This is a genomic window from Variovorax sp. AB1(2024) (assembly GCF_037482385.2).
Taxonomy (GTDB): Bacteria; Pseudomonadota; Gammaproteobacteria; order Burkholderiales; family Burkholderiaceae_C; genus Variovorax.
Genome location: NZ_JBBHKP020000001.1, coordinates 3,490,961 through 3,512,044, shown reverse-complemented (window position 1 = coordinate 3,512,044; position 21,084 = coordinate 3,490,961). Strand labels below are relative to the sequence as shown.

The 21,084-nt window shown below is 69.0% G+C and carries 21 protein-coding genes; 5 read left to right on the top strand and 16 right to left on the bottom strand.

Annotated elements, in window-relative coordinates; all coding sequences use genetic code 11:
- Window positions 1-65 precede the first annotated feature (65 nt).
- Window positions 66-1,850, top strand: a complete 1,785-nt coding sequence (msbA, locus tag WIX39_RS16425) for a lipid A export permease/ATP-binding protein MsbA (RefSeq protein WP_409195399.1) — start codon at window positions 66-68, stop codon at window positions 1,848-1,850.
- A 19-nt stretch (window positions 1,851-1,869) separates the two neighbouring features.
- On the opposite strand, the gene rng is transcribed toward msbA, so the two are convergent.
- From rng to WIX39_RS16385, 8 genes are all read right to left on the bottom strand, one after another.
- Window positions 1,870-3,396 carry a ribonuclease G gene (gene rng / locus WIX39_RS16420; protein WP_081270498.1) on the bottom strand — a complete coding sequence of 509 codons (1,527 nt, stop codon included), beginning with the start codon at window positions 3,394-3,396 and terminating at the stop codon, window positions 1,870-1,872.
- A 10-nt stretch (window positions 3,397-3,406) separates the two neighbouring features.
- On the bottom strand, window positions 3,407-4,009 hold the full coding sequence (locus WIX39_RS16415) for a Maf family protein (RefSeq protein ID WP_081270497.1): 603 nt from the start codon (window positions 4,007-4,009) through the stop codon (window positions 3,407-3,409).
- A gap of 98 nt (window positions 4,010-4,107) precedes the next feature.
- Entirely contained in the window at window positions 4,108-4,575 is a 468-nt protein-coding gene (rlmH, locus tag WIX39_RS16410) for a 23S rRNA (pseudouridine(1915)-N(3))-methyltransferase RlmH (RefSeq protein ID WP_081270496.1), read from the bottom strand.
- Window positions 4,572-5,267: a ribosome silencing factor gene (gene rsfS, locus WIX39_RS16405; protein WP_081270495.1), complete on the bottom strand. Its 696-nt coding sequence runs from the start codon at window positions 5,265-5,267 to the stop codon at window positions 4,572-4,574. The genes rlmH and rsfS overlap by 4 nt, the downstream gene beginning before the upstream one ends.
- Window positions 5,267-5,896 carry a nicotinate-nucleotide adenylyltransferase gene (nadD, locus tag WIX39_RS16400; RefSeq protein WP_409196349.1) on the bottom strand — a complete coding sequence of 210 codons (630 nt, stop codon included), beginning with the start codon at window positions 5,894-5,896 and terminating at the stop codon, window positions 5,267-5,269. The genes rsfS and nadD overlap by 1 nt, the downstream gene beginning before the upstream one ends.
- Window positions 5,896-6,813, bottom strand: a complete 918-nt coding sequence (gene hemF / locus WIX39_RS16395; RefSeq protein ID WP_409195398.1) for an oxygen-dependent coproporphyrinogen oxidase — start codon at window positions 6,811-6,813, stop codon at window positions 5,896-5,898. The genes nadD and hemF overlap by 1 nt, the downstream gene beginning before the upstream one ends.
- Window positions 6,813-8,111, bottom strand: a complete 1,299-nt coding sequence (purD, locus tag WIX39_RS16390; protein ID WP_081270493.1) for a phosphoribosylamine--glycine ligase — start codon at window positions 8,109-8,111, stop codon at window positions 6,813-6,815. Before purD ends, hemF begins: the two co-directional genes overlap by 1 nt.
- Window positions 8,112-8,159: 48 nt before the next feature.
- On the bottom strand, window positions 8,160-8,885 hold the full coding sequence (locus WIX39_RS16385; protein ID WP_081270492.1) for a YebC/PmpR family DNA-binding transcriptional regulator: 726 nt from the start codon (window positions 8,883-8,885) through the stop codon (window positions 8,160-8,162).
- 116 nt (window positions 8,886-9,001) lie between these two features.
- Here WIX39_RS16385 and WIX39_RS16380 point away from each other — a divergent pair, with 116 nt between their 5' ends.
- From WIX39_RS16380 to WIX39_RS16365, 4 genes are read left to right on the top strand one after another with little or no spacing between them, the layout of a single operon-like run.
- Window positions 9,002-9,790, top strand: a complete 789-nt coding sequence (locus WIX39_RS16380; protein ID WP_081270491.1) for a class I SAM-dependent methyltransferase — start codon at window positions 9,002-9,004, stop codon at window positions 9,788-9,790.
- Between the two features lie 8 nt (window positions 9,791-9,798).
- Window positions 9,799-10,833: a hypothetical protein gene (locus WIX39_RS16375; protein WP_409196348.1), complete on the top strand. Its 1,035-nt coding sequence runs from the start codon at window positions 9,799-9,801 to the stop codon at window positions 10,831-10,833.
- Between the two features lie 31 nt (window positions 10,834-10,864).
- Window positions 10,865-11,662: a lysophospholipid acyltransferase family protein gene (locus tag WIX39_RS16370; protein WP_081270489.1), complete on the top strand. Its 798-nt coding sequence runs from the start codon at window positions 10,865-10,867 to the stop codon at window positions 11,660-11,662.
- Window positions 11,629-12,405 carry a glycosyltransferase family 2 protein gene (locus WIX39_RS16365; RefSeq protein ID WP_106934650.1) on the top strand — a complete coding sequence of 259 codons (777 nt, stop codon included), beginning with the start codon at window positions 11,629-11,631 and terminating at the stop codon, window positions 12,403-12,405. The genes WIX39_RS16370 and WIX39_RS16365 overlap by 34 nt, the downstream gene beginning before the upstream one ends.
- A gap of 116 nt (window positions 12,406-12,521) precedes the next feature.
- Here WIX39_RS16365 and fabG read toward each other — a convergent pair whose 3' ends face one another.
- Genes fabG through WIX39_RS16325 form a run of 8 tightly spaced genes read right to left on the bottom strand, consistent with a single transcriptional unit; the run spans window position 12,522 to window position 21,072 of the window.
- A complete protein-coding gene (gene fabG / locus WIX39_RS16360) occupies window positions 12,522-13,253 on the bottom strand; it encodes a 3-oxoacyl-ACP reductase FabG (RefSeq protein ID WP_081270487.1) in 732 nt (243 codons plus the stop codon).
- Window positions 13,250-13,723 carry a hydroxymyristoyl-ACP dehydratase gene (locus tag WIX39_RS16355; RefSeq protein ID WP_106934651.1) on the bottom strand — a complete coding sequence of 158 codons (474 nt, stop codon included), beginning with the start codon at window positions 13,721-13,723 and terminating at the stop codon, window positions 13,250-13,252. Before WIX39_RS16355 ends, fabG begins: the two co-directional genes overlap by 4 nt.
- On the bottom strand, window positions 13,720-14,496 hold the full coding sequence (locus WIX39_RS16350; protein ID WP_106934652.1) for a class I SAM-dependent methyltransferase: 777 nt from the start codon (window positions 14,494-14,496) through the stop codon (window positions 13,720-13,722). The genes WIX39_RS16355 and WIX39_RS16350 overlap by 4 nt, the downstream gene beginning before the upstream one ends.
- On the bottom strand, window positions 14,493-15,314 hold the full coding sequence (locus WIX39_RS16345; protein WP_199851920.1) for a polysaccharide deacetylase family protein: 822 nt from the start codon (window positions 15,312-15,314) through the stop codon (window positions 14,493-14,495). Before WIX39_RS16345 ends, WIX39_RS16350 begins: the two co-directional genes overlap by 4 nt.
- A gap of 17 nt (window positions 15,315-15,331) precedes the next feature.
- Window positions 15,332-17,728, bottom strand: a complete 2,397-nt coding sequence (locus tag WIX39_RS16340; RefSeq protein WP_106934654.1) for an MMPL family transporter — start codon at window positions 17,726-17,728, stop codon at window positions 15,332-15,334.
- Window positions 17,725-18,357, bottom strand: coding sequence for a LolA-related protein (locus WIX39_RS16335; protein ID WP_106934655.1), 633 nt, complete (start codon window positions 18,355-18,357; stop codon window positions 17,725-17,727). The genes WIX39_RS16340 and WIX39_RS16335 overlap by 4 nt, the downstream gene beginning before the upstream one ends.
- Window positions 18,329-19,360: an acyl-CoA synthetase gene (locus tag WIX39_RS16330; protein ID WP_081271699.1), complete on the bottom strand. Its 1,032-nt coding sequence runs from the start codon at window positions 19,358-19,360 to the stop codon at window positions 18,329-18,331. The genes WIX39_RS16335 and WIX39_RS16330 overlap by 29 nt, the downstream gene beginning before the upstream one ends.
- The gene (locus tag WIX39_RS16325; RefSeq protein WP_234382614.1) at window positions 19,360-21,072 is read right to left on the bottom strand and encodes an AMP-binding protein; all 1,713 of its coding nucleotides are present in this window, start codon (window positions 21,070-21,072) and stop codon (window positions 19,360-19,362) included. The genes WIX39_RS16330 and WIX39_RS16325 overlap by 1 nt, the downstream gene beginning before the upstream one ends.
- Window positions 21,073-21,084: the final 12 nt, after the last annotated feature.

Sequence of the window (21,084 nt, the reverse complement as noted above, 5' to 3'; positions counted from 1 at the left end):
GCGGCGCGGTCCTACAGAATCACTTCAGGAAGCCCGAAACGGGCCCACCCGTAGAATCCGCCGCCATGCAAGCTTCCCCCGGCGGCGAGACTCCTCGCCCTCCCCTGATGCGCCGCCTGGCGCGACTCATGACCTGGTTCGGCGGCTCGCGCCAATGGTGGGCCCTTGGATTGAGCGGGGCGATGCTGGCGGCAATCACCGAGCCGCTCATGGCCGCCCTGCTCAAGCCGCTGCTCGACCGCGGCTTCACACGCGGCGAGATGCCGCTCTGGTTCGTGCCCGCCGCCGTGCTGCTGCTGTTCGCGGTGCGCGGCATCGCCCAGTTCATTTCCCAGTACGCCCTCTCGCGCATCGCCAACGAGGGCATGCAGAAGCTGCGGCGGGTGATGTTCGAGCGCCTGCTCGGCGCCGAGCTCGCGCTGTTCGCGCGGCAGTCTGCCAGCGCGCTTTCGAACACCGTGGTCTACGAAGTACAGACCGGCGCGATGCTGCTGGTGCAGGCGCTGCTCGGCCTGTCGCGCGACGGCTTCACGCTGATCGCGCTGCTGGGCTATCTGGTCTACCTGAACTGGAAGCTCACCCTCATCGTCGCCTTCCTGGTGCCCAGCATCTCGTGGATCATGAAGGTGTTCTCCAAGCGGCTCTACCGGCTCACGCAGCAGGGCCAGCAGGCCACCGACGAGCTGGCCTACGTGGTCGAGGAAAACGTGCTCGCCCACCGCGTGGTGCGCCTGCACGGGGCCGAAGGCGCGCAGGGCCATCGCTTCGAACAGCTGAGCCAGCGCCTGAACCGCCTGGCCGTGAAGTCGACCATCGCCCAGGCCGCGACCACGCCGCTCACGCAGATGATGGCCTCGCTGGCGCTGTCGGTGGTGGTGATGATCGCGCTGTGGCAAAGCGGCAAGCAGGGCTTCACGGTGGGCGGCTTCGTGGCCTACATCACGGCCATGCTGATGCTGATCGCGCCCATCCGCCGGCTGGCCGAGGTGGCCGGGCCGATCACGCGCGGACTGGCCGCGCTGGAGCGCGGACTGGTGCTGATCGACGAGGTCGCCCCGGAGTCGCAGGGCACGTTCAGCCTCGAGCACGCCGATGGCCACATCGAACTGCGCAATGTGCAGGTCAGCTACCGCGGCGACGACGAGCAGCGCGCCCTCGACGGCGTGAGCCTGACGATCCAACCCGGCCAGGTGGTGGCCTTCGTCGGGCCTTCGGGTTCGGGCAAGACCACGCTGGTGAACCTGCTGCCACGCTTCGTGCAACCCAGCAGCGGCCAGGTGCTGCTCGACGGACACGACACCAGCGAATGGCAGCTGAAGAGCCTGCGTGCGCAGTTCGCGATGGTCAGCCAGGACGTGGTGATGCTCAACGAGACCCTCGCGGCCAACGTGGCGCTGGGCGCGGAAATCGATCGCGAACGCGTGCTGCAATGCATAGAGGCGGCCAACCTGAGCTCGCACGTGGAGAACCTGCCCCAGGGCATCGACACCGTGCTGGGCCACAACGCCACGCAGCTCTCGGGCGGCCAACGCCAGCGCTTGGCCATCGCCCGTGCGCTCTACAAGAATGCGCCGGTGCTGCTGCTCGACGAGGCCACCTCCGCGCTCGACACCGAATCGGAGCGCCTCGTGCAGGACGCCCTGCAGCGCCTGATGCAGAACCGCACCACGCTGATCGTGGCCCACCGCCTGTCGACCATCCAGCACGCGGACCGCATCATCGTGATGGAGCAAGGCCGCATTGCCGAGCAAGGCAGCCACGAGCAGCTGATGCAGCTCGACGGCCTGTATGCGCGGCTGCAGACGCTGGCGGTGCGCAGCGCGCCGCCGGGGCAAGACCCGACGCTCTGATCAGCGCAATGCGGTCAGGTCAGAGCAGCACGATGTCGTACTGTCCCTGCCCGATCGCCGGCTCGGACTGCAGCGAAATCGGCTTGCCGATGAAGTCGCTCAGGCCCGCCAGGTGCTGGCTTTCCTCGTCGAGGAACAGTTCGATCACCTGCGGCGACGACACGATGCGGAACTCGCGAGGCGTGAACTGGCGCGCCTCGCGCAATATCTCCCGCATCACGTCGTAGGCCACGCTGCGCGCGGTCTTCACGATGCCCTGCCCGCCGCAGGCCGCGCAGGGTTCGCACAGCATGTGCGCCAGCGATTCACGCGTGCGCTTGCGCGTCATCTCGACCAGGCCAAGCTGCGAGAAGCCGCCAGCCGTCGTCTTCACCCGGTCGCGCGCCAGTTGCTTGCGGAATTCGGCCAGCACCTGCTCGCGGTGGTCGTCGCGCCCCATGTCGATGAAGTCGACGATGATGATCCCGCCCAGGTTGCGCAGCCGCAGCTGCCGCGCAATGGCCTGCGCCGCCTCCAGGTTGGTCTTGAAGATGGTGTCGTCGAAGTTGCGTGCGCCGACGAAGCCGCCGGTGTTCACGTCCACCGTGGTCAGCGCCTCGGTCTGGTCGACCACGAGGTAGCCGCCCGACTTGAGCTCGACGCGCCGCCCCAGTGCCTTGGCGATTTCCTCGTCGACCGAATACAGGTCGAAGATCGGCCGCTCGCCCTTGTAGTGCTGCAGCTTGCCCGCCGCCTTGGGCATGAATTCGAGGCCGAACTTCAGCAGCACCTCGAACTGCTCGCGCGAGTCGATGCGGATGGTCTGCGTGTCTTCGCCCGTCATGTCGCGCAGCACCCGCTGCAGCAGGCTCAGGTCCTGGTGCAGCAGCGACATCGCCGGCATGCGCATCGAGGCGTCGCGGATGCGCGACCATGTCTTGCGCAGGTAGGCGATGTCTTCGGCCAGCTCGGGGTCGGAGGAATCCTCGCCGTTGGTGCGCAGGATGAAGCCGCCGGTGTTGGCCGGCACCACGCCGCCGCTGTCGGCCGCCGCGGCCGCCTCGATCAGCGCCAGCATGCGGTTGCGCAGCGACTCGCGCTGGTCCGAAGGGATCTTCTGCGACACGCCGATGTGGTTGTCCTGCGGCAGGAACACCAGCAGCCGCCCGGCGATGCTGATCTGCGTCGACAGCCGCGCGCCCTTGGTGCCGATCGGGTCCTTGATGACCTGCACCAGCAGCGACTGGCCTTCGAACACCTGCTTCTCGATGGGCACCATCGGCCCGCCGTTGCGGTGGTCCCGTTCCGGCGCCGGCGCGCTGGGCCGCGAGCCCGGCGTGAACGGCGCCACGATGTCGGCCACGTGCAGGAAGGCGGTGCGCTCCAGGCCGATGTCGATGAAGGCCGACTGCATGCCCGGCAGCACACGCGACACCTTGCCGAGATAGATGTTGCCGACCAGCCCGCGCTCCAGCGTGCGCTCGACGTGCAGCTCTTGCACCGCGCCGTGCTCGACCAGCGCCACACGGGTCTCCTGCGGGGACCAGTTGATCAGGATGTCTTGCATGGAATTCTTGTTAGGTATTGAAACCGGCGCCACGGAGCAGCTCGGCGGTCTCGAACATGGGAAGTCCCATGATGCCCGAATAGGACCCGCTGATGTGCTCGATGAACGCAGCCGCCGCGCCCTGGATGGCATAGGCCCCGGCCTTGCCGAGCGGCTCGCCGCTTTCGGCGTAGCGGGCAACCTGCGCCTCGGTGATCTTCGCGAAGCGCACGCGCGAGACGCTGAGCGCGGCATGGCGCCGGTCGCCGTCCTGCAGGGCCACGGCCGTCAGCACGCGGTGCGTGGTGCCCGAGAGCATGGCGAGCATGCGCGCGGCATCCGCCGCGTCTTCGGGCTTGCCGAGGATGGTGCGGCCCAGCGCGACGGTGGTGTCGGCGCAGAGCACCGGCGCGCTGGCCAGCCCCCGCCGCTGCAGCCGCGCAACGGCCGCATCGAGCTTGAGGGCGGTCACGCGCTGCACGTAGGAGGCCGGCGCCTCGTTCGGCAGCACCGCTTCGAGCGACTCTGCGTCTTCGTCGGCGTCGGCGAGCAGCAATGCATGGCGAATACCGAGCTGGCCGAGCAGCTGCGCACGGCGCGGGCTTTGCGAGGCGAGGTAGATGAAATCGGACAAGGTTCAGTTCTCCTGCGAAGCTGCTGCCCGCCGCGCCGCAGCCGGCCGGCCTGGTGGATGAAGCCGCGCAGCGGCCGCATCCCGCCCGCCGGGGCGCTTCATTCGCGGTGGTAGGGATGGCCTGCGTTCACCGACCAAGCCCGGTACAGCTGCTCGACCAGCAGTACCCGCGCCATCGCGTGAGGCAGGGTCAGGTCGGACAGCCGGATGCGCTCGTGGGCCGCGGCCTTGAAGGCCGGATCGAGTCCGTCGGGACCGCCGATGACAAGCGCGACATCGTCGCCCTCGCCTTGCCAGGACTGCAGCCGGGCCGCCAGCGCCTTGGTGGTCAGCGCGGTGCCGCGCTCGTCGAGCACGACGATTCGCATGCCGCGCGCAATGGCGCCTTCGATGCGCTCGCGCTCGGCGGCGTAAAGGGTTTCGAGTGATTTGGAGCCGCGCGGCTCGGTCTTGACCGCGCGCAGCTCGAGCTTGAGTTCGGGCGGAAAGCGCTTGGCGTAGTCGTCCCAGGCAGTCTGTGCCCAATCGGGCATGCGCTGCCCGACGGCAACCACCAGCAGCTTCATGCGCGGCGGGCTGGCGCCTTCTTGGCTGCCGCCTTCTTGGCAGCGGGCTTCTTGGCCGCCGGCTTGCCGACGACCTTGACCGGCACGCGCGCCGTGGTGGAGCCGGCCTTCTTGGCGGGCGCCTTCTTCGCTGCAGTCTTGGCCGTGGTCTTGGAGGCAGCCTTCTTCGCCGGTGCCTTCGCTGCCTTGGCTTCCTGCTCGGCTGCGCGGATCGCGGTCTTGGCGGCGCTCGAGCGGCGCAGCGTGGGCTCCTTGGCGGCGCCCTTCTTCTTGGTTTCCGGCTCGTCCTTGGTGGACGAACTCGTGGACGCGGCGGGCTTGGCACCGCCGAGCTTGGCGCGCACCGGCTTGTCGCCCCAGATCTCTTCGAGGTGGTAGTACTGGCGGATGGCCGGCTGCATGATGTGCGCGACCGCGGCGCCGCAGTCCACGATGATCCACTCGCCGTTTTCCTCGCCCTCGATGCGCGGCTTGCCGAAACCGGCTTCGCGCACGGCGTCGCGCACGCTGGCGGCAAGCGCCTTGGTCTGGCGGTTCGAGGTGCCCGACGCGACGATCACGCGCTCGAACAGCGGTGACAGATGCTCCGTGTCGAATACCTGGATGTCCTGCGCCTTGACGTCTTCGAGACCATCGATGATGGCTCGCTGGAGTTTCTGGGTGTCTTTTTTGGCGGCGGCTTCAGTGGTCATCAGGCAGAGCGGTAGAGGTGGTGTTGGTCAATATAGCGTGCAACCGTGGCCGGAACCAGCGAGGAAATGTCCACGCCAAGCGCCGCGCGCCGCCGAATCTCGGTGGCGCTGATGTCCATAGGTGGCAATTCGAGCGCCTCGAAACGCGCACCGGCCGGGAGGCCGGGCAGCATCTTCGGATCAAAACGAGCAGTGTCGCCCGTCGATAATGCGCGATACGCTACAGAAACGATAGCAATGCCGAGTATATCCTGCCAGCCATGCCAGGTCGGCAGCGCGCTCGCCTGGTCGGCTCCCATGATCAGCACGAGCTGCGCGCCGGGCTGCTCTTTCTGCAGTTCGTGCAGGGTGTCGAGCGTGTAGGTGGGCCCGTCGCGCAGCACTTCGCGGCTGTCGACGACGACGGTGCCTTTCAGTCCCGCGAAGGCGAGCCGCGTCATCGCGAGGCGGTCTTCCTTCGGCGTGAGCGCCCTGCTCTTGTGCCAGGCCTGGCCGGTGGGAATGACATGCAGCTCGGACAGATCGAGCTGCGCAAGCGCGGCATCGGCCAGCGCCACATGGGCGTTGTGCGGCGGATCGAACGCGCCGCCGAAGACACCGATGCGCGGCACCTTGCCGGAAGAGGAAATCACAGCCAGTCGCGCCGCACGATGAAGTCGCTGTACAGCGCGGCTTCCGGGCTGCCCGGCTCGGGCCGTTGCTGGTAGGCCCAGCTCGCCAGCGGCGGCATCGACAGCAGGATCGATTCCGTGCGCCCACCGGACTGCAGGCCGAAGTGCGTGCCGCGGTCCCACACGAGGTTGAACTCGACATAGCGTCCGCGACGGTAGAGCTGGAAGTTGCGCTCGCGCTCGGTGTAAGGCATGGCGCGGCGGCGCTCGACCACGGGCAGGTAGGCAGGCAGGAAGCCGTCGCCCACCGAACGCATCAAGGCAAAGCCGTTCTCGAAGCCGCCTTCCGAAAAGTCGTCGAAGAAGATGCCGCCGATGCCGCGCTGCTCGTTGCGGTGCTTCAGGAAGAAATACTCGTCGCACCACGTCTTGAAGCGCGGGTATTTGTCTTCGCCGAAGGGCGCGAGCGCATCGCGGCACACGGTGTGGAAGTGCACCGCGTCTTCCTCGTAGCCGTAGCACGGCGTGAGGTCCATGCCGCCGCCGAACCAGCAGACCGGTTCGCCGCCTTCAGGAAGTGCCGCGAGCATGCGCACGTTCATGTGGACGATCGGCACATAGGGGTTGCGCGGATGGAACACCAGCGACACGCCCATCGCCTCGAAAGGCGCGCCCGACAGCTCGGGCCGGTTCTGCGTGGCCGATGGCGGCAGCCTGGGGCCGCGCACCTGCGAGAAGCCGCAGCCGGCGCGCTCGAACAGTTCCCCCCCTTCGAGGATGCAGGTCAGGCCCTGGCCCTGCAGCGGCTCACCGGGCTCTTTTTGCCAGGCGTCGCGCACGCAGGCGCCACCGTCGGCCTTTTCCACCGCTGAAATGATCGACTGCTGCAGACCGCGCAGGTAGTCGCCGACCGCCGCCGGGTTGGTTTGCTGCATCAAGCGTTGGGTGTGTTGCGCGCGTGCACGGCGCGGAATCCGATGTCCTTGCGGTATTGGGCGCCGTCGAAATTGACGCGCGCCGCCACCTCGTAGGCTCGCTGCTGCGCAAGCTTGACGCTGTCGGCCAGCACGGTGACGCAGAGCACGCGGCCGCCGCTGGTCTTGAGCTCGCCGTTTTCCAGCGTGGTGCCGGCGTGGAACACCACGGCATCGGGCGCCTCGGCCGGGATGCCGGTGATGCGGTCGCCCTTGCGCGGCGACAGCGGGTAGCCGTGCGCGGCCATCACCACGCCCAGCGCCACGCGGCGGTCCCACTGCAGCTCGACCTGGTCGAGCGTGCCGTCGGTGGCGTGCCAGAACACCTCGAACAGGTCGGACTTCAGCCGCATCATGATGGGCTGCGTCTCGGGGTCGCCCATGCGGCAGTTGAATTCGAGCGTCTTCGGATGGCCGGCCGCGTCGATCATCAGGCCGGCGTACAGGAAGCCGGTGTAGGGAATGCCGTCTTTTTCCATGCCGCGGATGGTCGGCAGGATGATTTCGCGCATGGCGCGCGCATGCACCTCGGCCGTGACCACCGGCGCGGGCGAATACGCGCCCATGCCGCCGGTATTGGGGCCTTCGTCGTTGTCGAGCAGGCGCTTGTGGTCCTGGCTGGTGGCCAGCGCGGTGACGTTCTTGCCGTCGCACAGCACGATGAAGCTGGCTTCCTCGCCCTGCAGGAATTCTTCGATGACGACGCGCGCGCCGCCTTCGTTGTGCGACACGCCAAACTTGTTGTCGACCAGCATGAAGTCGACCGCCTCGTGCGCTTCCTGCGCGGTCATGGCCACCACCACGCCCTTGCCTGCCGCCAGGCCGTCGGCCTTGACGACGATGGGCGCGCCCTTGGCGTCGATGTAGGCATGCGCCGCGGCGGCGTCGGTGAAGGCTTCGTATTCGGCCGTGGGGATCTTGTGGCGCTTCATGAACGCCTTGGAGAACGCCTTGGAGCTCTCGAGCTGCGCGGCGGCCTGCGTCGGCCCGAAGATGCGCAGGCCGTGCGCGCGGAACTCGTCGACCACGCCCGCGGCCAGCGGCGCCTCGGGGCCGACCACGGTCAGCGCGATCTTTTCCTTGATGGCCCATTCGCGCAGCGCGGCGGGCTCGGTGATGTCGATGCAGTCGTAGCGCTCGTCGCTCGCGGTGCCGCCGTTGCCCGGCGCCACGTACACGCGGCTCACCCGGGTGGCCTGCGCCAGGCGCCACGCCAGAGCGTGTTCACGGCCCCCTCCCCCAATTACCAGTACCTTCATTCGCGGGCCTTCATTTCTCGCTGTGATTCAACAAACATTCATTCGTGCCTACTCGGACAACGAGGCGTTGTGATAAACGTCCTGCACGTCGTCCAGGTCCTCGAGCACGTCGAGCAATTTCTGCATTTTCGCGGCGTCTTCGCCGGTGACTTCGACCGGGTTCTCCGCGCGCATGGTGACTTCGGCCACCTCGGGCTTCAGGCCGGCGGCCTCGAGCGCGTTCTTGACGGCTTCGAAATCCGCGACCGCGGTGAGCACCTCGATGGCGCCGTCGTCGTCGGTGACGACGTCTTCGGCGCCGGCTTCGAGCGCCACTTCCATCACCTTGTCTTCGTCGGTGCCGGGCGCAAAGACGATCTGGCCGCAGTGCTTGAACTGGAAGGCCACCGAGCCTTCGGTGCCCATGTTGCCGCCGTGCTTGGAGAAGGCGTGGCGCACTTCGGCCACAGTGCGCACGCGGTTGTCGGTCATGGTGTCGACGATGATGGCCGCGCCGCCGATGCCGTACCCTTCGTAACGAATTTCTTCGTAGTTGACGCCTTCGAGGTTGCCGGTGGCCTTGTCGATGTTGCGCTTGATGGTGTCGATGGGCAGGTTCACGGCCTTGGCCTTTTCCACCGCCAGCCGCAGCCGGGGGTTGGAGCCGAGGTCAGCGCCGCCTGCGCGTGCCGCCACCGTGATTTCGCGAATGGCACGGGTCCAGAGCTTGCCGCGTTTTTCGTCCTGGCGGCCCTTGCGGTGCTGAATGTTTGCCCATTTGCTATGTCCGGCCATGGCTTTCTATCTCGCTGTCTTGTGTTTTCAAAGCAAGCTCCGAGTTTACTGTCCGGCGCACGCAACGCCCGGCGCCCCCCGGATTTCGCGCCCGGGCTTTTGGTGATAATCGTTCGATGACACCATCGCCTACAGGCGGCCCCGCGACACCCGTCGTCCTGCCGCCACACGCTCCCCTGCCGCTGTACTACAGCAACGAGGCAGAGCACCAGGCGTTCCTGCGTCGAATCTTCGACGACACGGCGGCCGACTACGATCGCATCGAGAGCGTGCTTGCTTTCGGCACCGGCCCCGCCTACCGCCGTGCGGCACTGCAGCAGGCGGGCCTCGCGACCGGCGCCGAGGTGCTCGACGTGGGCATCGGCACCGGCCTGGTGGCGCGCGAGGCGCTGAAGCTCATCGGCCCGGCCGGCAAGCTCGTGGGCGTGGATCCAAGCGCCGGCATGATGGACCAGGTGAAGCTGCCCGGCGTGGAACTGGTGCAAGGCGTGGCCGAGGCCCTGCCCCGGCCCGACGCCAGCTGCGACTTCGTGAGCATGGGCTACGCCATGCGCCACATCAGCGACGTGGCCGCCGCCTTCGGCGAATTCCATCGCGTGCTGCGCCCCGGCGGGCGCGTGGTGGTGCTTGAAATTACCAAGCCCGAGGGCCGCGTCGCGACGGCGCTGCTCAAGGGCTACATGCGCGCCGTGGTGCCGCTGATCGCCCGCGTGGTCGGTCGCCGGCGGGACACCTCGGAACTGTGGCGCTACTACTGGGACACGATCGAGGCCTGCATTCCCCCCGAGCAGGTGGTGCAGGCGCTGGCCGACGCGGGTTTCCGCGACGTGCGCCGGAATGCCAGCCTCGGCGTGTTCTCTGCCTATACCGCCATCAAACCAGACCACATCGTCGAGGCAAGGTGACAGTGACAGTGCAAGTCCAGGACGCAAGCTCTTCTTCCCATCTGCGCGTGGAGCGCCTTTCGTTGCCCGACAGCCTGGCGCTTGCCGCCGGCGGCAAGGCGCCCTTCGCGGCGCTGGGCTACGGCACGCCGCACGGCGTGGCGTGGATGCCGACGGTCAATGCCCGCGTGCTCTCGCCCAACGGCGCAATGGCCGACGTGTGGCACCTCACGGCCCCGCACATCGAGTCGGGTACCACCGGCATTGCGCGCTGGCGCACCGACGGCCACTGGCTGCTGGGCGCCATCGACCTCGACGAGGCGGCCGAGAAACAAGGCCTGACCGAACTCGCGCACCGCGCCTACAGCGACCTGTTCAAGACCCTCGACCAGGCCGGCACGCCGCACCTGCAGCGCATCTGGAACTACTTGCCGCAGATCAACGCCGACGGTGGCGGGCTCGAACGCTACCGCCAGTTCAATGCCGGCCGCCAGGAAGCCTTCCTCGAAGCCGGGCGCGCCGCCTTCGAGGGCGCGCCGGCGGCCTGCGCGCTGGGCATCCACCAGGGCGCGCTGTCGATCCGCTTCCTGGCGGGCAAGCAGGCGCCGCTGCCGGTGGAAAACCCGCGGCAAGTCTCCGCCTACCGCTACCCCGAAACCTACGGCCCGCGCTCGCCGACCTTTTCGCGCGCGGCGCTGTCGGACATCGGCGACGGCAACATCGCGCTATTCATTTCCGGCACCGCGAGCATCGTCGGGCACGAAACCGTCCACCACGGCGACGTGCTCGAGCAGACCCGCGAAACGCTGCGCAACCTGCAGGCCGTGATCACCGCCGCCAATGAGCGCGGCACTGCGAAATTCGCGCTGGCAGAGCTCGACTGCGTGGTGTACGTGCGGCACCCATCGGACACCGAGGCGGTGCGCGGCATCATCGAGAGCACGCTCGGCGCCGACGCGCCCATGGCGCGCCACGCCGTGTACCTGGAAGCCGACATCTGCCGCAGCGACCTGCTGGTCGAGATCGAGGCGCACACGGTCGCCGCCGGTCGATTGCGGGCCTGAATTGCCGGTGCCCGATCGCCCGACTGACTCAATGACCCGAGTGCTGCGTATTCTCACGTCGATCCCGCTTGCGTTGATGCTTTACGCACTGCTGCTTTTCCTGGGCCTGATCTCGCTGGTCTGGAATTTCGTGGCCATGCTGATCTACCCCGTGATGCCCACGCGGCCGGCCCGCGCGCTGGGCCGCATGACCATCGCGTTCGCCTACCGCATGTTCTGGTGGCTCGCGTCGGTGACGGGCATGATGCGCATCGACTCCACCTGCCTCGACCCGATGCGCAACGAGCCCGGCGTGATCTTCGTGGCCAACCATCCGACCATGCTCGACGCCCTCCTGCTGGTGGCGCGGCTGCCGCGCAGCGCCTGCATCATGAAGGCCGACCTGATGGGCAACATCTTCCTCGGCGCGGGTGCGCGGCTGGCGCGCTACATCAGCAACAAGTCGGCGCGCATGATGGTGCGGCTGGCGGTGAACGACCTGCGCAACGGCGGGCAGCTGGTGATCTTCCCCGAGGGCACGCGCACGGTGACGCCGCCGCTCAACCCATTTCGCCCCGGCGTGACGCTGATCGCCAAGCTGGCGCAGGCGCCGATCCAGACGGTGTTCATCGACACCGACTCGCCCTACCTCAGCAAGGGCTGGCCGCTGTGGCGCGTGCCGCCGCTGCCCATCGTCTTCACGCTGCGGCTGGGCAAGCGCTTCGCGGCCACGCAGGACAGCGACGTGCTGCAGGCCGAGCTGGAACACTACTTTCGCCAAAACATGGAACAGCGCGCCACCGACGCGTCCCCCGAATGCCAGACGCCTCGCGCACCCACCTTGTCCTGATTCCCAGCTACAACACGGGAGAACGCGTGTTCTCCACGGTCGAGGCCGCGCGCGCGCAGTGGAACCCGGTGTGGGTGGTGGTCGACGGCAGCGACGACGGCACGGGCGAGCGGCTGCAGCAGATGGCGGCCAACGACCCCGGCCTGCGCGTGTGGGTGCTGCCGCAGAACCAGGGCAAGGGCTCGGCGGTGCTGCATGGGCTGCGCGCCGCGCAGGACGCGGGTTTCACGCATGCACTGACCATGGACTCCGACGGGCAGCATCCGGCGGACCTGATCCCCGCGTTCATGAAAGCCTCGCTGGAGCGGCCCGAGACGATGGTACTGGGGCGTCCGGTGTTCGATGCGAGCGCGCCGCTGTTGCGCGTGCGCGGGCGGCGCGTGTCGAACGGGTGGACGCAGCTGGAAACCCTGTTTGCCGGCGTGGGCGATTCGCTCTACGGCTTTCGCGTGTATCCCGTGGCCGACCTGATCGCGGTGATGGCAAAGCAGCCGTGGATGCGGCGCTTCGACTTCGACACCGAAGCCGTCGTTCGGCTCGCGTGGCGCGGGGTCAAGCCGGTAAACATCGATGCGCCGGTGAAATACCTGAGCGCCGAGGAAGGCGGGGTTTCGCACTTCCGCTATGGACGCGACAACGTGCTGCTGACGTGGATGCACACGCGGCTGATGGTGGAGTTCGTGCTGCGGCTGCCGGGTTTGGTGTTTCGGAAGCTGGCTGGGAAGCCGCCGTTTCAGGACTGAATCTTCGTTCTTGTTGAGTAGCGCCCGTCGCGAGCAGCGCAGGGAAGCCCGAAGGGCCGGTGACGTCGGCCGCCCAAGGGCACAGCACCCACCGCCGCACCCCAAAAGTCAAAGCGTCAGATCATCCCGCCGTTGACAGAAATCACCTGCCCAGTGATGTACCCGGCCTCGTCACCAGCCAGGAAAGCAGCCAAGGCAGCCACCTCTTCCGGCGTCCCCGCCCGCTTCACCGGCACCATCTGGTTGATGACTGCCGGATCGAACACCGCGTCAGCCATGGGCGAGGCAATGATCCCCGGCGCGATCGCATTCACCGTCACGCCGCGCGACGCCACCTCGAGCGACAGCGCCTTGGTCGCGCTGTTGAGCGCGCCCTTGGCTGCCGCGTAGTTGACCTGCCCCCGGTTGCCCGCGATGGCGGCGACCGACGAGATGTTCAGGATGCGCCCCCAGCGCGTGCGCATCATCGGCAGCAGCAAGGGCTGCGTGACACGGAAAAAGCCGTTGAGCGACACGTCGATCACCTTGTGCCACTGCTCGGCGCGCATGCCCGGGAGCACCGCGTCGTCGTGCACCCCCGCGTTGTTGACGAGGATCTGGACCGGGCCGCCTTCCAGGATGCGCGCGCATGCCGCCGCGCAAGCCTCGTCGCTGCGCAGGTCGAACACATGGCATTCGGCCTTGCCGCCTTCGGCCGAGATGGCCGCGGCCAGTTGCTCGACCGCTTCCGGCCGCGAGTTGGCGTGCAGCAGCACCGTGGCGCCCTCGCGCGCGAAGCGGCGGGCCATGGCCGCGCCGAGCGCGCCGCTGGCGCCGGTGATCAGGGCGCGTTTTCCTTCGAGACTCATGACGATGTGCTTTCTTCCGCAGCCAGCGGCGTGTTCAGGACCACCACGGCTCGCCCCTCGGCCAGCGATCGGCCGTCGTCGGCCTTCACCGTGAATTCATAGAGAACCTGGCGGTCGTCGCCCGACAGGCGCTTCGCCCGTACCTGCAACGCGCCGTCGACGTCGTCCAGCCGCGCCACCGCCAGCTTGACGTTGCGCGCACTCGCCAGGAAGCCGGCCGATGGCGTGCTGCCCTCGGCAGCCAGCAGGCTGCCGTGCAGTGCCATCGCCTGCGCGGCGTATTCGATGGCGTTCGGCGCAAGCAGGCCACTCTCGGTGCGCAGCGGGTTGCCGGCTTGCGCGTGCGTGGTGGTGCTGCAATGGATCGCGTCGGCGTCCCAGCTTTCGAGGCGCTCCAGCAGGCACATGCTGCCGCTGTGCGGAATGCGCTGCGCGATGCCGGCGCGGTCGAGCGTCTGTGGTGCGGTCATGCGGCCTGTCTCTCCTCGAGGTCTGCCACCAGCAGCACGTTGGCAAAGGGCGTGCCCTCGCTCATCGGAATGCTGTGCACGCGAAAGCCCAGGCGGTCGAGCAATGCGGTCCATTCGGCCAGCGGCCGGCCCCAGGTCGGCGATACCTTGTGGCCGCGGATGCGCGTCACGGTGCGGTCGACCCACTGGCTGATCGCAAAGCCGCGGCGGCTCGACGCATCGCCCACGCGCAGCAGCAGGCGCGCCTGCGGATTGCCGCCGCGGCGCAGCGCGTCGCGCACGCGCGTCAGCACGCCTTGTTGCGCTTCGAGGTCCACGTAGTGCAGCACGTCGAGGATCACGACAAGGTCGCAGTCCGGCAGTTCGGCCGAGCACATGTCGGCGCAGACCAGCTTGGGCGCCGGCTGCAGATGGCCGATAGACGCCTCGGCGCGCGCCACGTCCTTGGGCATCAGCTCGATGCCGGTGTAGTCGGCGCTTTCCGGCGTGGCGGACCACGACGCGGGCCAGCGGCCGTTTTTCTGCATTGCGCTCATCGATGCGAGCAGGCTGGCGAACAGGCCCTGCCCGCAGCCGATGTCGACCACGCGACGGTGCTGCGCATCGATCAGCCCGCGCTCGAGCAGGCCGCGGAACACCGGGTCGCGACCCAGCTTGCCGCGCGCGAAATGCCAGGCAAAGCTGCCGCCCTTCTTGTAGGGGATGGTCGCGGCTTCGTGCAGCTCGCGCCACGCTTTGTCGGTGGCGCCCCGCGAAGGCAGCACCGCACTCATGATTTCATGCCCTCGGGCAAGGTGACAGCGCGCAGTCCATCGGCGCGCAGGCGTTCGAGCAACAAGGGCAATACCTCCAGCAAAACGGGTTGTCCCGCAGCGGTGCGCGCGGCGTTGCCGTCGTGCAGCAACAGGATGTCGCGCGCCTGCAGGTTGCGGTCCAGGCGCGCCATCACCTTGGCGGCGTCGCCTTCGCGCGTGTCGAAGCCGCGCCGCGTCCAGCTCACCAGCGAAAGGCCGAGGCGGTGCAGCACGGGCTCCAGGAAGGGGTTGCGCAGGCCGGCCGGCGCGCGGAAGCAGGTCGGACGCTGGCCGGTCACGTCGCTCAGGATGTCCTGCGCGCGTGCGATTTCGGCGGCGAAGCCGCGCGGCCCGAGGAAGGAGAAGTTGTGCCGGTGCCGCGCCGTGTGGTTCTGGATGCTGTGGCCGCGCGCCACGATCTCGCGCGCCAGGGCGGGCTGCGCCAGCACGCGCTCGGCGATGCAGAAGAAGGTGGCGCGCTGGCCGTGCGCGTCGAGCAGGTCGAGCACGCGCGGCGTGACCTCGGGCTCCGGTCCGTCGTCGATGGTGATCGCCACCTCGCGGCGCTTGCCCGCCGCTTCGGGCAGGCGCGTCATGTTGGGGCCCAGCAGGCTGCTGCGCGGCGTCAGGCCGGCGCCGGTGATGAGCGCATGGTTGAGCACGATGGCGCCCACGGCCCACGGCAGCGCGCCCGGCACCAGCACGCCCGCGCCGATGGCCGCCACATGCCATGCCGCACTGGCGCGTATGGCCGGCGGCCAGGGCCAGGATTCACGAGGGGCGGAGGCGGAAGACATGGGCCCGGATTTTCCCCTCATCGACCGCGCGCGGCCTTCGAAGGCCCCACGCTGCGTGCGAATGCCGCCGACAGCAGCAGCGCCAGCAGCGCGCCCGGCGCGACCACGCGGCCGATCGAAGACAGCGCGGGAATGTCGGAAATCGCGATCAGCCCGAAGGACACCACCGTCGTCAGGTTGGCCAGCATCAGCGATGCGAGCGTGTCTTCGTCGGCCTGGCCCGTGGTGCGCAACTGGTCGAAGAACAGCGCGTAGTTGGATCCCACCGCCACGATCAGCAGCAACCCCACCAGATGCAGGATGCCCAGCGCAGCCTGCAGCACCGCCATGCCGCCCAGCGTGAGCACCACCGCGAACAGCAGCGGCTGGCACACGGCCAGCAGCCGGCGCCACGAGCGCAGGTAGATGCCCAGCAGCACCACCACCGCCAGCGCGCCCAGCAGCACCTGGACGAAAGCTTCGTGCAGATAGCGTTGATACAGGCCGGCCAGCTCGCGGCCGACGTCGACCACCTGCACGTCGGGCAGGCCGGCCAGTGCGGTTTCGAGCCGCTTCTGGTCGAACTTGGTGCCCGGATGCAGCACCACCAGCGTGCCCCAGCCGCCGCCCGGGCGCTGGTACATCAGCGTGTTGAGCACCGAGCCCAGCGGACCACCGGCCAGATCGGCACGCTGCACGGGTTGCAGCTTGCGCGCCGCCTCCACTTCCTGCACGAAGGGCTCCAGGCGCGACGCCGGCAGCGGCATCCCCTTCGTCGCTTCGGCGAGATTGGCGCGCAGGACTTCGCTGGTCGGCAGGCTGGCGATGCGCGCCGCCTGGGTCTGCGCGCTCGGCAGCACCCGCGTGACGGTCTCGTAGCCCATGAGCTCGCCGCTGTCCACCAGCGCGTCGAGCCGCGCGGCCGCGGCTTCGGTGTTGCGGAGCGCGGCCTGTTCGTCGTCGCCATAGGCCACCACCAGCACGCCGCCGTCGCTGGCGCCGATGTCGTTGCGCAGCATCTCGTCCATCTGCTGGGCTGCCTTGGGCACCGGGCTCATCGCGCCCAGGTCGGCGCGCCACAGGTGGCCGCCCTGCCACAGCACCAGCCCCAGCGCCGCCACGCCGAGCGCGGCCAGCGGCCAGCGCAGGCGCGGCAGGCCGCGCACCAGCGCGCCCGCGAGCTGCGCCATGTAGCGGCGCATGCCCATGCCGGTGGCGCCGTCGGGCGCCAGCATCGGCAGCACGTAGCGCGTGGCCAGCGCGGCCGACACCAGCCCGGCAATGGAGAACACCCCCAGCTGCGCCAGCCCCGGGAAGCCCGAAAACACCAGTGCCGCGAAGCCGCACACCGAAGTCAGCAACCCGAGCCGCACCGTGGGCCAGTTGAGGTCGCGCCAGCGCTGCCAGCCGGTGCCGGCCACCGCGGCGCCGCGCGCCTGGATGAGGTAGTAGATGGCGTAGTCGACCGTCTCGCCGATCAGCGTGCTGCCGAAACCCAGCGTCAGGCCGTGCACCGAGCCGAACACCAGGCTCACGCTGGCGGTGCCGACCACCACGCCCGTGGCCACCGGCAAAAAGGCGATGACCAGCGCGCGCGGCGACGCAAAGGCCAGCAGCAGCAGCCCGCCCATCACGATGCCGCCCACCACCGCGAGATGGATGGCTTCGGTCTTGATCTTGTCGCGGCTCATCACCGAGAACACCGGCGGGCCGCTCAGCAGCAGCTTGGGCGCGTCGGCACCCATGCCGCGCGAGGCGGCCTCGTAGGCCGAGTTCACCCGCGCGATGGCCACGGCCTGCGCGTCGAGGTCGCCGCCGGCGGCGCGCGTGGTGGCGATCATCAGCGCGCGCGGCGCGGTGCGCGACATCCATACGCCGTCCTCGCTGCGCGGCGCGCTTGCAGGCACCAGTTCCATCGCGATGCGCTGCGTCTCGCCGGTCGGATCGCGGTCGAGCAGCGGCTTGATGACGTTGCCGGCGGGCGTACCGAGCATCGACAGCGTTTCATTGATCGCGTCGCGCAGGCCCGCGGCGGTGAACTGACCCGGCACCACGCCCGGCGAGAGCTGGTAGCGATGCTCGAAGACCCAGGTGCCGGAGTCGCTCCAGTCGCTGACGTCGCCGTTCTGCACCAGGTCGAACAGCTGGCTCTCGCGCATGCTTTTGGCCACCGCGCGCGACACCGTGGCGCGCTGCTCGACGCTGCCGCCCTCGATGCCGAGCATCAGCGTGCGCGAGGCCACGCCGCTTTGCAGCTGCTCGATCAGCACGCGCTGGCGCACGTCGGGGCTCTTGGGCAGGAAGGCCGACAGGTCGGCGCCGATCTGCGTGCGCGCGATGACCACGGCGCCGCACACCAGCACCAGCAGCCATGCCAGCAGCACGACCGCCCTGCGCCCCCAGCTGGGCGGCCCGCCCGCCTGCCCCACGGTCACGGCGCGCCGCGGCCTGCCGCGCCAGCAGGCGCCGCGTTGGGCGCGCTCGGCGTGATGTTCATGACCGAGCGGTCACCGCCGATGAATTCCATTTCGAGGCCCAGCACGTCGCTTGCGCGGCCGCTGATGCGCATGCTGCGCACCTGGGCGGCCAGCCGGCTGTCGAGCGGCACGAGGTCGAGCGTCCATTTGCCCGCCGAGCCGGTTACGGTGCTGCGAAAGTAGCGCTGCAGCGTGGCGCCGTCGCCGGTCAGCGTGCCGCGCATGGCTTCGACCAGGCCTTGCAGCTCGGGCATGCTGTCCAGCGCCAGCGTGCGTGTGCGTCCGCCGCGCGAAAGGGTCAGCGTGTTGCCTTCGACCGCCATGGTCTCGACGCGCGGCGACAGGGTTCGGCGCACCAGCTTGTCGGGCGCGTCGAAGTTCAGCGTGCCGCTGGCGTCGAGCGGGCCTTCGAGGCCGTGCACGAAGCGTTGTTCAGTGAAGCGGGCTTCGCCGCTCTTCTGCCTGGCCAGCAGGGTCATCAGTTCGGGCAGGTCGAACGCCGCCCAGGCCGGCACGGCGCAGAAGGCCAGTGCCAGCACGAATACCTTGCAGAGCCGGTCAAGCCGCATCTTCGAGCCAGAAATCATGGAAATTGAACCAGTTGTAGGGGTGGGCGCGGCACAGCGACTCGAGCCGCGCGACATAGGCCTCCAGCGCGGCGCGGATGCGCGCTTCGCGCTCCGCCATGCCCGACATCGGCTCGCCGAAGTCGGCCAGCGCATCGAACTGCACGTCGTAACGCGCGCCGCCGCCGTAGAGGCCCGCCATGAAGAACACCTTGCGGCGCAACAGCGCCGCAAGCCGGAAGGGACCGTCATTGAAGCACGCCGGCTGCCCCAGGAACGGCAGCACGATATTGTTGCCGCGCTGGTGCTGCGCCTGGTCTTCGCTGCCCGGCAGCGTGCGGTCGGCCAGGATGCCGGCAAGGCCGCCGCCGTCGAGCCAGTCGCGCAGCGCCAGCATCGAATGCGGCCGGCCCAGCGCGATGACGTGCGGCCGCAGCTCGGGCACCGCGATGGCGTCGAGCGTGGCGTTGATGCGGCGTGCGTTGTCCGGGTACATCAGCATCGCGACGCGCAGGTCCTGCTGGCGCGTCTGCTGGCGGCAGGCGCCCAGCGCCTCGAAGCTGCCGACGTGGGCGCCGAGCAGGAAGGCGCCGCGGCCTTGGGCGAGCTCGTTGTCGATCGGCGGGGTGCCGTCGATCCTGACCTTGAAGAGATCCATGCGCCCGCGCAGGAAGTACACCCGGTCGAGCACCGTCGAGGCAAAGGCGTGCAGCAGGCGGTAGCCGTCGATCCAGCCGGCGTGCGGGCCGATGGCCCTGAACAGGTAGCGCTTGATGTGCCGCCGCTGCGCAGGCAGGAACAGCAGGAAATAAAGGCTGATGGGCGGCAGCAGCAGCCGCGTGACATGGCGCCCGCACACCACCGCCATGAAGCAGATGAAGCGCAGCGCGAGCATGTTGCTGCGCTCGGGCGCGTGGGCCCAATCGCCCTTTTCGCCCTTTTCACTCTTTTCCCCCTTCGGCGCGGACCGGGGCGCCTGGGCCGCCTCGTTCACGGCGCGCGCTTCGACATCGGTGTGCTTCATCACGCCGACTCTTGCACGGCCGTCCATCGTCCGGTGACAGCCACCACGCCGTCGCAACGCACGTCGAAGCGCACGCCGCGTCCCGCGCCGGCCTCCGGATGCAGCTCTATGGAGAGCGTGCTGCCGGGCCGCACGGGCGCCAGGAACTTGGCGGCGGCCAGCGTCGGGTTGGCGCCGAGCCGGGCGGACAGGGCCGGCACGCGCCGCACGGCCTCCAGCACTTCAGCCAGCAGCAAGGCGCCAGGCACCAGGGGCTGGCCCGGGAAATGGCCGGCAAAGACCGGGTGATCGGCCGGCACCGTGAGGCCCAGCTGCACCGGCGTGTCGTCCTCGGCGAGTTGCGCCAGCGCGAATTCGCGCAGCGCGCGCACCGTGAGCTTGCCGGTGCCCTCGCGCGGGAAGGCCTTGACCTGCACCACGCGGCGCGGCACGAACACGGCTTCGAGCCGCTGCCGCAGCGCGGCGACGATGTCCCCCGCCGAAAGCGTCGGCGCCACCACGAAGGCCACCGGCCGCACCACGCCGTCGGCCACCTCGTCGGGCAGCCAGAAGGCGCCGTCTTCCACGCCGGCAATGCTGTTGAGGTGGTAGTTGAGGTGCGCCAGCGAGCTGCGCCGGCCCGCCACGTGGATCAGGTCGTTGGCGCGCCCGAAGAGGCGGAAGCGGCGCTCGTCGAGCAGTTCGAGCACGTCGGCCATGGGCGTGGGCTCGGGTATGAAGTCGCCGCTGAAGATGAAGCGCTCGGGCCCGCCCTCCTCGCCCGGCTCGGCGTGCACGCGGATGTCGCCGAAGGTTTCCCAGACTTCGCTTTCGGTGGTGCGGCGCGTGGCGACCTGGCCCGACTCGGTGCTGCCGTAGATCTCGAGCAGCACGGCGCCCATGGCCTGCTCGGCCTGCAGCGCGAGCTGCGGCGACAGCGGCGCGGTGGCCGAGAGAATCAGGTCCACCGGCGGCAGCGCGATGCCCGACAGCAGCAGCGTCTTGAGGTGGAACGGCGTGGTCACCAGCGCGCGCGGGCGCGGCACCGAGGCCAGCGTCTGCGCCACGTCGGCGGGAAAGAACGGCCGCCCGCTTTCGAAGGCCGCGCCACCCAGCATGGCCAGCAGCGCCGACGATTCGATGCCGTAGCTGTGCTGCACCGGCACGGTAGCGACCAGCGTCAGGCCTTCGAGCGAGGACCGCCCGAGCACGCGGCACAGCCGCTTGACCGCCACCGCCACGTCGCCCACCAGCGTGCCCCAGGTCTTGGCATGCGGCTGAGGCACGCCGGTCGAGCCCGAGGTCAGCAGGCTGACGGCGTGCAGGCCGGCCTCTATCCGGGGCACTGCAGCGTTCGGGTTGCCTTCGAGGCTGGAGCGGTCTTCGATCAGCACGCGCCGCATGCCTGGGGTCTGGAGCTTCGGGTCGTCGACGAGCGTGAACAGCCGCGGCCCGCCGGATTCGGCCAGTCGCGCCAGCGTATCGGGCCGGGCATCGGGCGGCAGCAGGCTCGCGTGGCCGCGCATCAGGGCGGCGCCCAGGCTCACGGCAAAGGCATAGCGATCGACGCACAGGTTGACCGCGGGGCCGTCGTCAGGCAGTTCCGGGGCGAAGCGGGCCACGTCGGCCAGGAATTGCCGGGCGCTCACGGGCACGCCGGCTCGCCAGGCCAGGGGCGCATCGGGGTCGCGGTCCGCGAGCAGCGGCAGGAGGGAGTTGTCTGTCGTCGTCACGCGGGCAGCGCC

Bases quoted from the DNA above. Each gene is read 5' to 3' on its own strand.
- WIX39_RS16380 (WP_081270491.1), top strand. From the start codon at position 9,002: ATGACACCATCGCCTACAGGCGGCCCCGCGACACCCGTCGTCCTGCCG.
- WIX39_RS16330 (WP_081271699.1), bottom strand. From the start codon at position 19,360: ATGAAGCACACCGATGTCGAAGCGCGCGCCGTGAACGAGGCGGCCCAG.
- purD (WP_081270493.1), bottom strand. From the start codon at position 8,111: ATGAAGGTACTGGTAATTGGGGGAGGGGGCCGTGAACACGCTCTGGCG.
- rlmH (WP_081270496.1), bottom strand. From the start codon at position 4,575: ATGAAGCTGCTGGTGGTTGCCGTCGGGCAGCGCATGCCCGATTGGGCA.
- msbA (WP_409195399.1), top strand. From the start codon at position 66: ATGCAAGCTTCCCCCGGCGGCGAGACTCCTCGCCCTCCCCTGATGCGC.
- rsfS (WP_081270495.1), bottom strand. From the start codon at position 5,267: ATGACCACTGAAGCCGCCGCCAAAAAAGACACCCAGAAACTCCAGCGA.
- WIX39_RS16355 (WP_106934651.1), bottom strand. From the start codon at position 13,723: ATGACCGCACCACAGACGCTCGACCGCGCCGGCATCGCGCAGCGCATT.
- WIX39_RS16335 (WP_106934655.1), bottom strand. From the start codon at position 18,357: ATGATTTCTGGCTCGAAGATGCGGCTTGACCGGCTCTGCAAGGTATTC.
- rng (WP_081270498.1), bottom strand. From the start codon at position 3,396: ATGCAAGACATCCTGATCAACTGGTCCCCGCAGGAGACCCGTGTGGCG.
- fabG (WP_081270487.1), bottom strand. From the start codon at position 13,253: ATGAGTCTCGAAGGAAAACGCGCCCTGATCACCGGCGCCAGCGGCGCG.
- WIX39_RS16385 (WP_081270492.1), bottom strand. From the start codon at position 8,885: ATGGCCGGACATAGCAAATGGGCAAACATTCAGCACCGCAAGGGCCGC.
- hemF (WP_409195398.1), bottom strand. From the start codon at position 6,813: ATGCAGCAAACCAACCCGGCGGCGGTCGGCGACTACCTGCGCGGTCTG.
- WIX39_RS16370 (WP_081270489.1), top strand. From the start codon at position 10,865: ATGACCCGAGTGCTGCGTATTCTCACGTCGATCCCGCTTGCGTTGATG.
- WIX39_RS16345 (WP_199851920.1), bottom strand. From the start codon at position 15,314: ATGTCTTCCGCCTCCGCCCCTCGTGAATCCTGGCCCTGGCCGCCGGCC.
- WIX39_RS16365 (WP_106934650.1), top strand. From the start codon at position 11,629: ATGCCAGACGCCTCGCGCACCCACCTTGTCCTGATTCCCAGCTACAAC.
- WIX39_RS16350 (WP_106934652.1), bottom strand. From the start codon at position 14,496: ATGAGTGCGGTGCTGCCTTCGCGGGGCGCCACCGACAAAGCGTGGCGC.